Source organism: Antarcticibacterium sp. 1MA-6-2, assembly GCF_021535135.1.
GTDB lineage: Bacteria > Bacteroidota > Bacteroidia > Flavobacteriales > Flavobacteriaceae > Gillisia.
The window spans coordinates 3,199,138-3,212,714 of sequence record NZ_CP091036.1; the positions used below are offsets into that span (position 1 = coordinate 3,199,138).

Consider the following 13,577-nt stretch of genomic DNA (forward strand, 5'->3'; position numbering starts at 1 on the left):
AACGTTTGAACAATTTTTTCTCATCTTAATGAAAATCGTTTAGAAATAGTATATCTAAACGGTAATTGTACACATTTTAAAGAACCAGTATGTATAAAAAGAACCTGATACTTTTATTGATCATTTTTATTCCATCTCTTATGCTCGGGCAGTATGGAGAAACCATTCGTACAGGAAGACCGGGGCAGGCTATAGGAGCCTTTGCTTTGGGTAGTAAAGTTTTTCAGGTGCAAAGCGGGCTTACTTATAACCGTTTTGAAGATGCTGCCGGGAATGAGAACAGTACTTATATGAACAACAATGTATTCCGGCTGGGGATATGGGAGAAATTTGAAGTCAGCGGTGTGGTGGGTTATCGTATTGCTGAAGAAGCTCCCCTTACCGGAAACAGGATCCGCGGGGTGAGCAACACCCAGATAGGTGCCAGATATAATATCCTGGAGCCAAATGGCGCTATACCCGCACTGGGATTACAGGGCCGGGTGCTGCTTAAGTTTCAGAAATAGGAATTCCGCAGAGAGAGTCTGGGAAGCCAGTTTCTATTGTCTGCCGGAAACAAAATCACCGATTGGGTCGGCTACACTGCCAACTTCGGACTTCTATGGCCGGGGAACGGAGAGGGACCAATAGAACTTTACGTTTTCAACCTCGGCTTTAGCCTTACCGACAGAATAGGAACTTTTGTGGAAGTCTATGGAAGACTGGAAGATTTTACTGCCAATTATGATACCTAGGTTTATTTTACCTGGTGAATAAGGATCTTAGGCTGGATGTTTCTGCAGGTTGGCAGGGGAGGGATAACCTGGACAACTGGTTTGTAGATGCAGGTTTTTCCTGGCGCTTCGACTGGAGGGGGTGAAATTCAAGGTTCCGGGTTTAAAGTTCAAGGTTAAGAATTTAAGGTTTAGGGTTGGCCCCCATTACTCTGCACCAGTGCTGGCAGGCCAGATATCGCCCTGTGAAAACCCAATAAGGAATACTGCAACAACAGTTACAAAAGCAGTTGCCGCAAGGACCAGGAGTGTCGAGGTGTTTGAACGGGATCTATTGCGAAGCCTTACCTGTTCAATATCTAAATTGGATAAGTCTACAACAAGGTATTTGCCGTCAATGTTAGTTGGCATCCCAATTATTTTTTCTGCAATGGTCGATCCTCTTTTGATAATTCCGGTGAGCTTAGTTATCTCTGTTTTCGAGCCGTTCCAATTTAAATTCCTGCTTATCTGCGGTAATTACTTTTGCTCTTTTTTCTGAAGCCACAGCTTCCTGAACAGATATGGGTTCGTTATATACACTACAGGATTGTAGTAAAAGAAGAAATACCAGAAGTAAGAAGATCGCTTTCATAATCCATTCCTGCTGAACTAGTTTTCCCGGTACAGCATATTAAATTAGGAAAAAAATCGATAACCTGTTGATTTTTAGTAGGTGAGGGAGTGTTAATTTTAAAAATAAAGTGGGGTTTAGAACAAAAAATTTTTCCGCAGAAGATTTCAGAAAATATTTCCTAATGATCGTGGTAAGCAGTTTCTGATTTCTGTTCCAGGTAAGCGGAAGAAATACTTTCTGCTTCAGGTTTGGGAGAGGGTTCAAAAGAAAAGGCAAATTTTACCATTCCTGCCAGTCCTGAGACGTAGAAAATTCTGCTAAAATAATAGAAACTATCGGCTTTTAAATAAACCGCGGCAAAAGCAGTAAGATCTGAAAGCAGAAGGCCCAGGGTGCCCAAAAGAAAGAAAAGAGCAGAGGAATCTGTTTTTCTCTCATAGTAGCTTAGGGCTGTGATGAGGCAGGTGATAATGGCCACCCCGTGAAAATAAAAAAAGATAAGGTGCTGGATTCCTTTGATCTCACTGCTGAAGGTAAGCCCAAAGAACAGCAGGATCATAAAACAAAGCGCTGAAGCTATGACAATATAGTTTTTCTGAAACCTAGCTCCATTGTTCCTTTAGGGTTCCTCTTGTGACGAACAGGCATAAACTGGAGAATGCGATGCCATGAAAAATAAAATATCCGTCCTTTGACGATTCCAGCTGATAGCTAAGAGTAAAAATATCTGCAATTAAGAAAGAAATTAAAGCGCCTGCAAGTAACCGGGTTTCTCGAGAAAACTTTGGAAGATAGGTACCCAGAAAAACGGCAGCGGTGAGTAATCTTATCCACCTGCTTTGTGGTATGCTAAACCAGCCGATAAAAATGAGGTTAAGTATAATGAGAAAGATGGCCAGAGCCATAAATGAAATAAGGGGGAATTTCATAAAATTTTGTTAAACAGCAATAAGCAAATAAAAGTTATTCTCCTGAAACTAAAAAGTTAAAGCTTTAAATTCCGTAGAAGAAAATTCTTATAAGCCAAATTTTAATGCTCATTGTGATGAAGAAAATACTGTTTAAGAACGGGAATATCTGCTTCTGCCCAGTCATAAGTTGCTGCTTCCTTAGAGGTGAACCAGGAGATTTGCAGATGTTCTTTTAGCTTTATTTGAGTGCTCAATAACCTGCATCTAAAAGGAATTAATTTGATCTTTAATTTTGCAGAATAAGAGTGGTGGCTGGAAGGCAGTCTCTCCAGGATCTCAATTTTAACTCCCAATTCTTCCAGTATTTCCCGCTGCAGGCATTCTTCCAAAGATTCGTCTACCTCTACTTTCCCTCCCGGAAATTCCCATTTAAGAGGATGCTTCATTTGCTCACTCCGCTGCGCGCAAAGCACTTTTCCCTCATGTTCTATGATCGCGCAGGTAACTTTTGTAGTATGGAGATTTGAAAATTTAGACATGGATCTGGAGACAGGTTAAGAGTTAATGTTTAATAAAAAAGAAATAAAAAAAAACAAAAACATCCGCGCCAGCAGGATATTTAAATTGGATATAAATTCACTCTCCAAACTCTAAAATCTCAAGTCTAAAACCTCTTGTCTAATATCTCAAGTCTAACATCTAACTCCCTACTTTCCAGCCGCCACTTACTTTTTACCAAATAATTCTTCCAGTTTTCGGGTAAAATCTTCACCTCGAAGATTACGGGCAATGATGGTTCCGTTTTCATCAATTAGAAAATTATCAGGGATTCCATTGATGCCATAGACATAAGAAGCTTCATTCTCACCTCCTTTGAGTTCACTTACATTGGTCCAGGTGAGACCGTCTTCGTCGATCGCTTTTAACCATGAATCCCTATGCTGGTCAAGAGAGATAGCGTAGATCTCAAACCCTGCTCTTTAAATCGCTCGTAATTTTTAACCAGTTCGGGATTGGTTTTTCTGCAGGGTCCGCACCAGGATGCCCAGAATTCTATTAGAGTGTATTTTTCTTTAACATCAGATATCTTCACCATCTCTCCAGCTGAATCGGGCTGCTCCAGGTCAACATAGCTGTCACCCACATCGGGATTTTTATTGTGACTGATGAAGGAAAGTATGTTCTTTCCCTTTTCAGATGCTTTTTGTTCTGAAGAAAGTTCTGAATACAGGTCACTGCTCACATCTTTGCCCCAGGTGGTCTTGTAAATATTTAAAACATTAGTGCTTACCAGGGAATTGGGATAATTCCTGATGAAATCCTGGTCCAGTTCCATTTCTTTTTCCCGAAGTTCTGTAATTCTTGCCCTAATTGAATCCCTCCTGGTTACGAGCATGCTTTCATTGAGAATTTTCGTCATCAGGCTATCCACTTCAATCCGTAACGGATCAATTTGTGCCCAGAGAATTTTGTTTTCATCCTCAGTTTTAGATCCGGTGATCCTGGCATTTTGAAAATTGCCCGTTTCAGCTTCAAAGGTCATAGAATTATTTTCCAGCCAAAAGGAACTGTAATTTCTGGAATTTTTTACCACCAGGTAAACATTCGTAGGTTCGTCAATTTTCCCTGAAAGCCGGAATTTTTCACCCACCACATAAGCAGAATCAATATTATTATTGTCGGCCGAAAGAACCACCATAGAACTATCAGGAACATTTTTAATGGTACCCAATACTTCATAAGCCTCTTCTTTGGCTTCTGCTACTTTTTCCTCCTTCTTACAGGAGGAGAGGATGGCGAGGGAGCAAAAAACGAGCAGATATTTTTTCATTTCAGCAAGGTCATTAGAAGATTCAAATGCGAGAGTAGATGAATTTAGGAAAAACTAAATAGATCAAGCTACAACTTTCTCAACCCAAACCAGTAATCAGCAATTAGAAACCAGAAACCAGAAACCAGAAACCAGAAACCAGAAATCTGAAACCTTTTCTACTTCACCTTCTCACTCAGCAACTTCCCAATTTCGGCGATATGAATTTTCTTTCCAAGTTTAACGGCAAAAACTCCCACTCCTGAGACCCAAATCTTTAGATCACTGTCCCAGTCAAAGGTGCTTACTGTTTCCACAGACCAGGAGGTTATTTTGGAGTAAGGAAACATCCGGAATTCTTTCTTTTTTCCAGTAAGGCCCTGAATGTCTATGGCAATGATCTTTCTGTCAGTAAATATCACCCTGTCCCGGGAGGTTCTGTAGTATAGCTCAATAGGCTCAGTAGGGGAGAGGAACATCTCAAAAAGTTCTCTGCCCTCCTCGTTTGTCACTTTTTCGGTTACGCTGAACTGTTTTAATAAATCAATGGGCATAGCTATTGGTTTTGGATTAAGACAATCTAAGTTATAATTTGTTTTTACTTCACAGCCGGGAATAAGAATACTTTATGAAATTAGGGTAGGCGGGACTGGCTTCTTTTTTACTAAAAGAAGAAAGGAGAGGGAATAAAAGCTAATCTGCGCAGAATTTTTGCTACAGCAGATTTATTATTGTCTACGGAAAACTTTAAACCTCCAGAACCGAATTCTCGGCGCAGGCAAAGTCATTCCATTTTTGGGAATCTGCTTCAGGTTCATTCACGTAATTCCCGTCTATAAGATATTTGAATTCGTAAGTATTCTTCGCAGGAACGGAAACTGTTCCCTTAAAAATACCCGCTTTTGATTTTTTAAGCACGGTCTTCTTTGGATCCCACTCGTTAAAATCTCCTACCACACTTACACTTTCTGCATCCTTCGCAGGAACAGTAAAGGTTACCTTGCAAACGGGTTTCGACTTTAGATTTTGTTTTGTAATTGCCATAATTTCCTGATTTAATTCATCGCAAGAAAAAAATTAATTACCTCATTTCCAATAGAGAACCAGCCTCAGTCCCCATATTTAACAGTTAAGCTGAGTTGCAATCGATGTAGTTGAAAACTTTGTTGAATTACGTTTAGAAATCTTCTAAACAATTTAATTACTGAAGTAGACATCGGGAAGAGACGTTTTAGAACACCTGGTATGGAAGAAAATTAAAATCGGAAGTTATTGGGTATGAAATAATAATTTTTGCTAATTTTGCGCCCTACTTGCTCGAGTGGCGGAATTGGTAGACGCGCCGGATTCAAAATCCGGTTCTTTCGGGAGTGCGGGTTCGATTCCCGCCTCGAGTACTTTTAAGGCTTCAGATTGAACTAAAACCCTGTAAATATTACTATTTACGGGGTTTTTCATTTTCTATGATATCAAATAATATCAAAAAATACCATATAAAAGGTGTCTAATTCGGTGGCACTTTAAGATACACCTTAGGTGCGCCCGAATACTCTCTAAAGCACTGTTAAATAAGCTTTTATGCGTTTGATCTTAATTTTTTTTCAGATACTTTTATTGTAGAAAAATTACAAAAAGATGCAAGATTTATTATCCGTTCTCTTCTATGTGAGAAAAAGTAAAGAACAAGATGCTATACACGCAACTGTATATTTAAGAATTACTTATAACGGCCAACGGTCAGAAACCAGCACTATGCGTAGAGTTCCAATAGCTAAATGGAATGCAAAAGCAAATAAAGTGGGAGGATCTTCTATTGAAGCACGGCAGGTAAACCGTCACCTGGATATTATTAAGAACAATGTATATGACAGTTATCAAAGGTTGCTGGAGAAAAAAGAAGCAATAACTGCGGGAAAAATTCGTGATGAGTATTTGGGCAAAAGCGATTCCGAGAGGAATATAATTCAACTTTTCGAGGAGCATAATTTGAGGATGAAAAAATTAGTTGGAAAAGAATTTTCTTTTCGCACACTCCAGAGGTACAACACAACAAAAAAACATCTGACAGCTTTTATTCTTAGTTCCTATAAGAAAAAGGATTATCCGGTTGAGGATATTGACACCCAATTTATTAATGCCTTTATCTACTATCTCAAAACAGAGCTGGATCTTACCCATAATTCTGCATTAAAATATTTAGCCTACCTGAAGAAGATTGTTCGGGTTGCTTTTGCCAATGGGTGGATGGAGAAAGATCCCTTTTATAATTTTAAATTAAAGAACCAGTCTATTGACAGGGATTTCCTAACAAAGGAAGAGATTGTAAAAATAATGGAGCAGGATTTTTCTATCCCAAGATTAGAACATGTAAGGGATGTTTTTGTCTTCTCGTGTTTCACGGGATTAGCCTATTCTGATGTTGAAAAACTTTCAGAAGATGATGTAATAAAAGGGATTGATGGAAATTTGTGGATTAAGATTAAAAGGACCAAGACCAAATCCCTTAGTAGTATTCCCGTACTTCCTGTTGCACAAAGTTTAATTGAGAAATACCAGGAAGTAAAATTTCCTAAAGGAAAATTGTTGCTTAGTTTATACCAATCAAAGAGTCAATAGTTACTTAAAGGAAATAGCAGACCGTTGCGAGATTAAAAAGAACTTAACCTTCCATATGGCCCGTCATACTTTTGCGACGACTGTCACCCTCTCAAATGGTGTCCCTATTGAATCGGTAAGTAAAATGCTGGGCCACCAGTCTATTAAAATAACTCAGCATTATGCAAAAGTTCTGGATAAGAAATTAAGTGAGGATATGGAGATACTGAGAAAGAGAATAGAATTGAATGGGGACAGGTAAATTCCAGATAAAGATTCCGGGATATAATGGAATTGAAATCTTTTAATTATTGGTTTGAAAAATTTAAAAATTAGTTAAAGATCTCAACACACCTAAATCAAATTTTCCGAATCCTTTCTGTGTCTTTTGAAAGTTTAACTATTCTGTTTGGTTTATGTGTGCTGGAGTTTTCTAAACGAGCTTCTATATCTTCTTTGGTGAAAGCATGGTTTAGAAGACTCTTAATCTCATTATCAGTTAGAGTGGGATTAAGCCAATCTGCTTCATAATCAGGATCTAAAATCACTGGTACTGTTTTTCTCTGAAAAAGAGGATGATTAAAATTCCTTTTGAATTTTGTAGTAATAATCATAGCGTATCCATGGTTGTCATCGTAAATGTCATAGATCCCTGCCACTGCAAACAATTTTTGCCCATTGAGTTGAAACCTATAAAAGCCTGAGGAATTCTGTAAAAAATTGGTTTTAAATGTTAACTCAAAAAAGCTATCGGCGAGGATTAAACATCTTCTTTCTCTTACCAGTTTGGCGTATCTCTCCCAATTAAATGCTGAATCAGCATTAATATTCAAAATTCTATATTTCCTGGTATTAGAGTTACTATGTTCTTTTCCCCAGGAGGGGCTAATTCCCATTTTCATAGGATAAATTTGAGATGGGTTTTCACAAGATATACAGTATAGATTACTGTCATAAATACTGGAGCCAGGCTTGAACGGTAAAATATTTGATCCCGGCTTAATAGAAGCAAAATAAGCTTTCTCAAATTCTTTTTTCTCTTTTTCAAGTGATAGTCCGTAACACATCCCCGTTTTTTCAAAAATTTTAGCCATATAAATTTAGCTCCAACTTTTCTAGAGCTAAAATTTTTTTGTAAGAATACAATTACAAATAATAAAATTTGAAGTAGTAAGGTTTACAATTCTTAACAAATTCCTAAAATTTTGATTTTTCGATTATAACCGTTTCTGATATTTAGGAGGTGAGTGTTATTCATTAATATAGTTAGGTTATCTTATCAAAGGTTACTTGAAGCCATGTTTAAACAAAAATTTTATTAAAATGTGTTTTGGTAATTTTAAGGTAATGAAGAATTACTGGTTTGTCTAAAGTATGGTTTGGATAGAGTTTTGCTCCCCAATGTGCTGCCCAGACCGCAACAAGTACATTAAAGCCACAACCACATGCTCATATCATCTTAATGTTAAGATTCCAATGAGATAAGCAGATTATTAATATTACTACTGAAAATTAAGCATAGCCCTCCTTTTTCCGGGTTTGTTAGAATGTTTAGGTAGAATAACTGAAAAAGTTGTTCCTTTTTCTTCATCGCTTTCCAGTTCTACATGACCGCCATGAGCTTCGGCTGCCATTTTTACAAAAGTGAGACCTATTCCCCAGCTTTGCAGTTCACTTCCTGATTCACAGTCCAGACGGTTTAGAAAATTAAAAATTTCTTCTCTGTTCTCAGGACTTATGGGATTTCCGAAGTTATGAACTTGTAATATTACTTTTTCATTATCATTTTTAATGCTTACTGTTATCGGCTTGTCAGACGCACCATATTTTACCGCATTTGTTATAAGGTTTTCTAATAATCTTCTAACGGCAGTCGAGGCAAAGACACCTAATATTTCTTTTTCCTTACTCTCAAATACGAATTTATTTGCGAAGTTTTCAGTTGCTTCACTAAAAACCAGTTTTGCATCCTTTACAATATCACCTTCAGAAAATACCAGAGAAATTCCTTCTCCCGATTTTACAGTAATGGAGTCAAGTAGGTTTTCAACTAAATGGATAGCCTTTTCAGGCTTTTAGCTGCCATGCCAATAATTATATTTACCTGCTCCTCTCCGTCTTTATAATCCACTGCGCTAAGTCCTATAAGTGCAGTAGAAAGAGGATTGCGAATATCATGGGCCAAAGTACCAATTAGTTTTTCCCGCATATCCTGGAGAGAGGCACTAAAGGATTTTGCAGAATAAGACATGGATTTTTCAATTACCAAAGAAAGTACTATTCCCACCTCTTCATTGTAGGCATTGTAGTTTTTAAGGGTAATAATAAGAGTTTTATGAAGAATAATTTGTTCTTCTATAATTCTTTTCTCATTATAATTTGCAGAAGTTGCACGGTGACGCCCGTGATCAATGTTTTCCTCTTTGATTTTATCCAGATTAATGTCGTTCAAAAGATTCTTCTTTTCATATGATTGCTCCAGGACCTGAGCGACGTCATCCAGTATACGCGGAACGATATTTAAAAGAACCAGATGCTCTGTATCCCTGATTTTGGGAATTTCCTTCCTAACTGTTTCCTCCCAGAGATGCATTATCCCCTCTTTATTTTCCCTTATAACCAAAGCAGCTGCTTTCATTCCTTTTTTATTTTAAATTAAGGCTAAGCATTGAGAAAATCCAGTTTATAATTAAAAATTGATTTTTATAATTAAAGGGAGATGAAATATTTACATCCATAAAAGCTATACGTGAAGGCCCCTACAAAGGCTTTGTTTCATTTATAATGAACGATTGTAAAACGCCGTCTCACAAGGAAAATATTCCTTATATCAAAGTTAAAGTGAAAAATCCCAAGGTTAAAATCTCTTCTTAAGGTATTTTGAATTCGCATTTTTAAAGAGAATAGATTTTTTTAAGAATAGCACTGGAAGTTTTTTAAAATCGAATCATTAGAAATTAATAATTTTTTGTAAGTGGTACGGTTCTAATTTTTGAATTAAAAGGCTATAGTTTTAATGTTAAACTGGATATGGCGACGAAGAGTGCAGAAGAAAAGATAAAAAAAGAGAAGTCCTATTTTAATTGTGGTACACTGTTTTCTCTACTATTCCTTATAGTAGCTGTACTAGTCTTTTTCCTCGGGTTCTAACACAAGTTTTTTATAATTAAATTATCTCCAGGAAGTTCTGAAGAAAAAAACGCGGATAAGGAAATTAAAAACGAATATATAATCTCCTGCAGGAGACCGTACAGCTTTTTTAACAAAAATAAAAAATGCGCGGCAATTAAACTATATGATGGACCTGTTCGGGATCGTTAAATAGTTGACACGCTAGCTTACTTCAGAATTAATATTTTCTTTATATTTTCAATTTTTACGGGTGTTTTAAATGAAAAGAGGTAAAATAGTGTCAAATAACTAATAACGGTAAACCCTGCTTATAGGCAATACTTCTATTTGTCAATATACTTCAAACCCAACAGTATCACTTTTTTATTAAGATCTTTGGGTATAGAACTTTACTACAATTCCCTTATAAGATTTTGAAATTGTTTTGAAGAGAAGTTTTTAAAAACTATATTAAAAATTAGTCCTAATTGGTCACACTTCGGTCCAGTATTTTCTTCTCCAGAAAATCATCAAAAGATACGTCTTCCGGAATATCTAGTTTTTTTCTTAATCGATGACGTGCAACTTTGACGGAACTTAGCGAAATACCGAAAAGAGTAGCAATGTGTTGAGAAGAAAAATTAAGTTTTATTAGAGCACAAAGCTTAATATCTCTATCGCTTAATTTCGAACATGAAATTTTTAAATCTTCGATGAAGGTGGGGTGTACCTGTCCAAATAAATGGTAAAAAGCTTCCCAATCTTTATCCAGGCTTAAGCTGTCATCTATATTCTCTATTATTTCTTTCAGGTTGTTCTTAAGGTTAGGATCTCTGTTTATCTCTTTTTTGAGAGCTTCCTTAATTATGGCTAATAAGTTATTTTTGTGGACATTCCGAAGTGTGTTATTGGTTAATTCTTCTTTTCTATAAATAAGTTCACTTAGAAGATTTCTTTGCTTTAACTTTTCATTTTCATTTTCTGCTTTTAAAAGATCCATATTTTTTTTAAAAATTCTGTCTTTCTGAAGTTTAACCTCTACAGTCTTAATATCAATTAGATTCTGTAATTTTTTATTCTGTGTTTTTTAATAATTGCTCCTCCATTTAATGAAAAAAAGTATGGCTGAAATCAACAAAAGAAATCCCAATATTTGAATCTCTGTTTTTTGCCAAAATGAAGGTAGAACCATGAAATCCAGTGAAGCGATATATGGACTCCATTTTCCCAATTCATTTGCTACTCTAACTTCAAGAGTATATTCATTGGGAGGAAGATTTGAAAATGAAAGCGATTGTTGCAGACCAATGTTATGCCATTCCTCACTGAGGCCTTTTAAGCGGTAGGCATAATTGTTTTTCTCGGGATTCCAAAAATTAGAACTTCCAAAAAAGACCAACATCGATTTATCATCCGGTTCAATAGAAATCTTTCTTGTATTCTCTCCTCGATTGTTTAAATCCCCGAAGGCAATTTCCTTCACTCCTCCCTTTCTTAGTACCTGAGTACTACTAAAAAAGGGTCTTGGAGCAATAGTATCGGTCTTTAGCTCTTCAGGTCTAAAATGAAAAAGACCTTTTTCTCCAGCGAAAAACATTCTACCATTCTTACTAATACTTACGGAACTTCCATTAAAAGGCGGCACTCCTTCCTTGTTACCATAATTTGTAATACCCTCTGCTCCAACTCTACTAAGTCCTAAATTCGTGCTTAACCAGATATTCTCTGAGTGGTCCATTAAAACACCCTGCACAATATTTCCTGCCAGACCATCCTCTTTATTAATTCTGTGGAATTTCTCTGTGCTTCTGAAAAAACGGTTAGCACCAAAGCCATAGGTTCCTACCCAAACAGATAAATCGGGACCCTCACTTATGGATAAAATATGGTTACTGCTTAAAGTGGAGTTATCATCTTTAACAGAGAAAAAGGTTTGAAAGCTTTCCTGATTATGGGGAAATACATTTAATCCATTGATGGTACCTACCCACATATCTCCCTTAGCATCTCTATAGATGCTGGTCACTACATTGTTACTTAGACCTTCCCCGGACTGAGTGTTAAGATCGTTTACAATATCCAGGGAGGGGTTATATATTCTTATTCCAGTATCTGAACCTACCCAAACAATTCCATTTTCTTGCTCCTCGATTGCTAAAACTCCATTCAAATCCCTACTCCCGGGAACCTCAAGAAATTTTTCCTTTTTAAGATCATATACATTAATTCCTTCGTATAATGTTCCTATCCATAACCTTTGAAAAGAATCTTCCATTATGGAAAGAACTATTTTTCCACTATACCCGGTAGGATGATCTGTATCGTTAATTAATGAAATTTTACCTGTCGCGGGATTGTACTTTCTCAAACCATCCCTTCCGGCACTAATCCAAAAATTGCCCCTGCTATCTTCAAAAATTCTTGAACCTTGTCTATCCGCGTTAAAAGACAATTTTTCAGGTGGAATATTTTGTATACTCAGATTATTTTTAAAATAGGTAATGCCGCCATGTACTGTACCTAACCATATAATATTATGGAGGCCCTGAGTTATGGAAAGAATAGAATTATCAGATAGGGAAGCTTCCGTGCCTCCTCTACGTTTAAAATATATAAACTCATCTCTTTCCGCACGATATAAATTTAACCCGCCACCGTCGGTTCCCATCCAAACATTATTATTAGAATCAACTAATAAGCACAGAACAATATTGTTGTTAATACTATTGCCGAGGTGCTTCCCCCTTTGGATATAATGAACGGCATCACCGGAATCCAGCATAAATTTGAACACCCCGTTATCATTAGTGGCTATCCACATTTGATTTGTGGTGTCAAGGGCTATGTCATTTATATGAGATCCCAAAAATGAATTTTCAAATTCAGTTTTAATAAATTTTTCTCCAGTGGCATCAAACAGGCGTATATCTCCTACGTTGCTCCCCAACCATAAATACCCTTGATTATCTTCTTCAATAGCTGTAATTAGAGCCCAGGAAGCCAGGTTCACCGGATTTGAACGAATATTGTAAATTTTTTGATTTTTCTCCAGGCCAGGTATAAAGAAAGCTAATTGTCCAATCCTGTTACTGAACCATATTTTTCCATTACTGGCTTGAAAAACTTCAACTATGTTAGAATGTAGTACAGAATCAAAGTCTTGATTCCCGGTAGTAAAAATTTCAAAGAGATCAGTTCTTCCATTGTAAAAAAATAAGCCTTTGCTGGTCCCGACCCAAAGTGTGCCCTCTTTATCTAAAAAAATCTTTTCTACCCTTGGTTCACCTGGTAAAGGATAAGATATAGCTTCTCTTCCATCATACCTATTGATACCAAAACGTGTGCCCACCCATAAAAGACCCTGCTTATCCTGTATTACAGTAGAAATTCGATTATCAGGTAAGCCGTTCTCGGCTGTAAAATTTTGAAAATAAGGAATAGGATCTTGACCCAAAGCACTATGAGGTATGAAAACAAAAAGAAATAGTTTACCTATAATTAAGATTAGGTTTGACTTCGTTTTAATGATCCTTGTATTCTTCTCTAACAATTTGACTCTTTGCTTTGTCCTGATTATCAATCCATCCGTTTTACGAATGTAACCTAAATGTATATAGGATGTAACCTTAATGTATATAGGATGTAACCTTAATGTTATTAGTAATAATTAATAAAAATATAACATTTGATTTAGCTTGCAATCAATTTAATACCAAATTTTCTAAGATTTCGCGTCTTAAATAGAAGAATGTATATAGAACGTACTGAAGTGTAGGTAACCCTTTTTGTTCTCTTCAAAAAAGAAGAGGAATTAAACACTG

At 36.5% G+C, this 13,577-nt stretch carries 18 protein-coding genes and 1 tRNA gene; 5 read left to right on the top strand and 14 right to left on the bottom strand.

Features of this window, described 5'->3' with window-relative positions:
* Positions 1 to 89 precede the first annotated feature (89 nt).
* Positions 90 to 506 (top strand): transporter, encoded by a 417-nt coding sequence (locus LZ575_RS16350; RefSeq protein WP_235325691.1) that lies wholly within the window; start codon positions 90 to 92, stop codon positions 504 to 506.
* 36 nt (positions 507 to 542) lie between these two features.
* On the top strand, positions 543 to 734 hold the full coding sequence (locus LZ575_RS16355) for a hypothetical protein (protein WP_235325693.1): 192 nt from the start codon (positions 543 to 545) through the stop codon (positions 732 to 734).
* 186 nt (positions 735 to 920) lie between these two features.
* On the opposite strand, the gene LZ575_RS16360 is transcribed toward LZ575_RS16355, so the two are convergent.
* The 9 genes from LZ575_RS16360 to LZ575_RS16395 all read right to left on the bottom strand — a co-directional run bounded on the left by LZ575_RS16360 (position 921) and on the right by LZ575_RS16395 (position 5,094).
* Positions 921 to 1,124, bottom strand: coding sequence for a hypothetical protein (locus LZ575_RS16360; protein ID WP_235325695.1), 204 nt, complete (start codon positions 1,122 to 1,124; stop codon positions 921 to 923).
* A gap of 52 nt (positions 1,125 to 1,176) precedes the next feature.
* Positions 1,177 to 1,347, bottom strand: a complete 171-nt coding sequence (locus LZ575_RS16365) for a hypothetical protein (protein ID WP_235325697.1) — start codon at positions 1,345 to 1,347, stop codon at positions 1,177 to 1,179.
* 160 nt (positions 1,348 to 1,507) lie between these two features.
* Positions 1,508 to 1,888, bottom strand: a complete 381-nt coding sequence (locus LZ575_RS16370; RefSeq protein ID WP_235325699.1) for a hypothetical protein — start codon at positions 1,886 to 1,888, stop codon at positions 1,508 to 1,510.
* A gap of 43 nt (positions 1,889 to 1,931) precedes the next feature.
* Positions 1,932 to 2,258 (bottom strand): hypothetical protein, encoded by a 327-nt coding sequence (locus LZ575_RS16375; RefSeq protein ID WP_235325701.1) that lies wholly within the window; start codon positions 2,256 to 2,258, stop codon positions 1,932 to 1,934.
* A gap of 101 nt (positions 2,259 to 2,359) precedes the next feature.
* Positions 2,360 to 2,779 carry a (deoxy)nucleoside triphosphate pyrophosphohydrolase gene (locus LZ575_RS16380; RefSeq protein ID WP_235325703.1) on the bottom strand — a complete coding sequence of 140 codons (420 nt, stop codon included), beginning with the start codon at positions 2,777 to 2,779 and terminating at the stop codon, positions 2,360 to 2,362.
* A gap of 186 nt (positions 2,780 to 2,965) precedes the next feature.
* Positions 2,966 to 3,205: a peroxiredoxin family protein gene (locus LZ575_RS24340; protein ID WP_409187221.1), complete on the bottom strand. Its 240-nt coding sequence runs from the start codon at positions 3,203 to 3,205 to the stop codon at positions 2,966 to 2,968.
* A complete protein-coding gene (locus LZ575_RS16385) occupies positions 3,163 to 4,071 on the bottom strand; it encodes a TlpA disulfide reductase family protein (RefSeq protein ID WP_235325705.1) in 909 nt (302 codons plus the stop codon). The genes LZ575_RS24340 and LZ575_RS16385 overlap by 43 nt, the downstream gene beginning before the upstream one ends.
* Before the next feature lie 158 nt (positions 4,072 to 4,229).
* Entirely contained in the window at positions 4,230 to 4,604 is a 375-nt protein-coding gene (locus LZ575_RS16390) for a PH domain-containing protein (protein ID WP_235325707.1), read from the bottom strand.
* 193 nt (positions 4,605 to 4,797) lie between these two features.
* The gene (locus LZ575_RS16395; protein WP_235325709.1) at positions 4,798 to 5,094 is read right to left on the bottom strand and encodes an isoamylase early set domain-containing protein; all 297 of its coding nucleotides are present in this window, start codon (positions 5,092 to 5,094) and stop codon (positions 4,798 to 4,800) included.
* Between the two features lie 271 nt (positions 5,095 to 5,365).
* Here LZ575_RS16395 and LZ575_RS16400 point away from each other — a divergent pair.
* From LZ575_RS16400 to LZ575_RS16410, 3 genes are all read left to right on the top strand, one after another.
* Positions 5,366 to 5,447: transfer RNA gene (locus tag LZ575_RS16400), tRNA-Leu, on the top strand.
* A gap of 238 nt (positions 5,448 to 5,685) precedes the next feature.
* On the top strand, positions 5,686 to 6,666 hold the full coding sequence (locus LZ575_RS16405; RefSeq protein ID WP_235325711.1) for a site-specific integrase: 981 nt from the start codon (positions 5,686 to 5,688) through the stop codon (positions 6,664 to 6,666).
* A 31-nt stretch (positions 6,667 to 6,697) separates the two neighbouring features.
* A complete protein-coding gene (locus LZ575_RS16410) occupies positions 6,698 to 6,907 on the top strand; it encodes a tyrosine-type recombinase/integrase (protein WP_235330758.1) in 210 nt (69 codons plus the stop codon).
* 97 nt (positions 6,908 to 7,004) lie between these two features.
* Here the strand turns inward: LZ575_RS16410 and LZ575_RS16415 are convergent, their stop codons facing one another.
* From LZ575_RS16415 to LZ575_RS16435, 5 genes are all read right to left on the bottom strand, one after another.
* Entirely contained in the window at positions 7,005 to 7,739 is a 735-nt protein-coding gene (locus LZ575_RS16415; RefSeq protein ID WP_235325715.1) for an SOS response-associated peptidase family protein, read from the bottom strand.
* A 408-nt stretch (positions 7,740 to 8,147) separates the two neighbouring features.
* Entirely contained in the window at positions 8,148 to 8,705 is a 558-nt protein-coding gene (locus LZ575_RS23905) for a HAMP domain-containing sensor histidine kinase (RefSeq protein WP_311196123.1), read from the bottom strand.
* Positions 8,696 to 9,283, bottom strand: a complete 588-nt coding sequence (locus LZ575_RS16425; RefSeq protein ID WP_235325717.1) for a hypothetical protein — start codon at positions 9,281 to 9,283, stop codon at positions 8,696 to 8,698. Before LZ575_RS16425 ends, LZ575_RS23905 begins: the two co-directional genes overlap by 10 nt.
* Positions 9,284 to 10,240: 957 nt before the next feature.
* Positions 10,241 to 10,756, bottom strand: a complete 516-nt coding sequence (locus LZ575_RS16430; RefSeq protein ID WP_235325719.1) for a hypothetical protein — start codon at positions 10,754 to 10,756, stop codon at positions 10,241 to 10,243.
* 87 nt (positions 10,757 to 10,843) lie between these two features.
* Complete coding sequence (locus LZ575_RS16435; protein ID WP_235325721.1) at positions 10,844 to 13,336, bottom strand: two-component regulator propeller domain-containing protein; 2,493 nt, start codon at positions 13,334 to 13,336, stop codon at positions 10,844 to 10,846.
* Positions 13,337 to 13,577 lie beyond the last annotated feature (241 nt).

Excerpts from the sequence above, each read along its gene's own strand:
- LZ575_RS16365 (WP_235325697.1), bottom strand. The coding sequence starts at position 1,347 with ATGAAAGCGATCTTCTTACTTCTGGTATTTCTTCTTTTACTACAATCC.
- LZ575_RS16405 (WP_235325711.1), top strand. The coding sequence starts at position 5,686 with ATGCAAGATTTATTATCCGTTCTCTTCTATGTGAGAAAAAGTAAAGAA.
- LZ575_RS16360 (WP_235325695.1), bottom strand. The coding sequence starts at position 1,124 with ATGCCAACTAACATTGACGGCAAATACCTTGTTGTAGACTTATCCAAT.
- LZ575_RS16370 (WP_235325699.1), bottom strand. The coding sequence starts at position 1,888 with ATGATCCTGCTGTTCTTTGGGCTTACCTTCAGCAGTGAGATCAAAGGA.
- LZ575_RS16385 (WP_235325705.1), bottom strand. The coding sequence starts at position 4,071 with ATGAAAAAATATCTGCTCGTTTTTTGCTCCCTCGCCATCCTCTCCTCC.
- LZ575_RS16375 (WP_235325701.1), bottom strand. The coding sequence starts at position 2,258 with ATGAAATTCCCCCTTATTTCATTTATGGCTCTGGCCATCTTTCTCATT.
- LZ575_RS16395 (WP_235325709.1), bottom strand. The coding sequence starts at position 5,094 with ATGGCAATTACAAAACAAAATCTAAAGTCGAAACCCGTTTGCAAGGTA.
- LZ575_RS16390 (WP_235325707.1), bottom strand. The coding sequence starts at position 4,604 with ATGCCCATTGATTTATTAAAACAGTTCAGCGTAACCGAAAAAGTGACA.
- LZ575_RS16380 (WP_235325703.1), bottom strand. The coding sequence starts at position 2,779 with ATGTCTAAATTTTCAAATCTCCATACTACAAAAGTTACCTGCGCGATC.
- LZ575_RS16430 (WP_235325719.1), bottom strand. The coding sequence starts at position 10,756 with ATGGATCTTTTAAAAGCAGAAAATGAAAATGAAAAGTTAAAGCAAAGA.
- LZ575_RS16350 (WP_235325691.1), top strand. The coding sequence starts at position 90 with ATGTATAAAAAGAACCTGATACTTTTATTGATCATTTTTATTCCATCT.
- LZ575_RS16425 (WP_235325717.1), bottom strand. The coding sequence starts at position 9,283 with ATGAAAGCAGCTGCTTTGGTTATAAGGGAAAATAAAGAGGGGATAATG.
- LZ575_RS16415 (WP_235325715.1), bottom strand. The coding sequence starts at position 7,739 with ATGGCTAAAATTTTTGAAAAAACGGGGATGTGTTACGGACTATCACTT.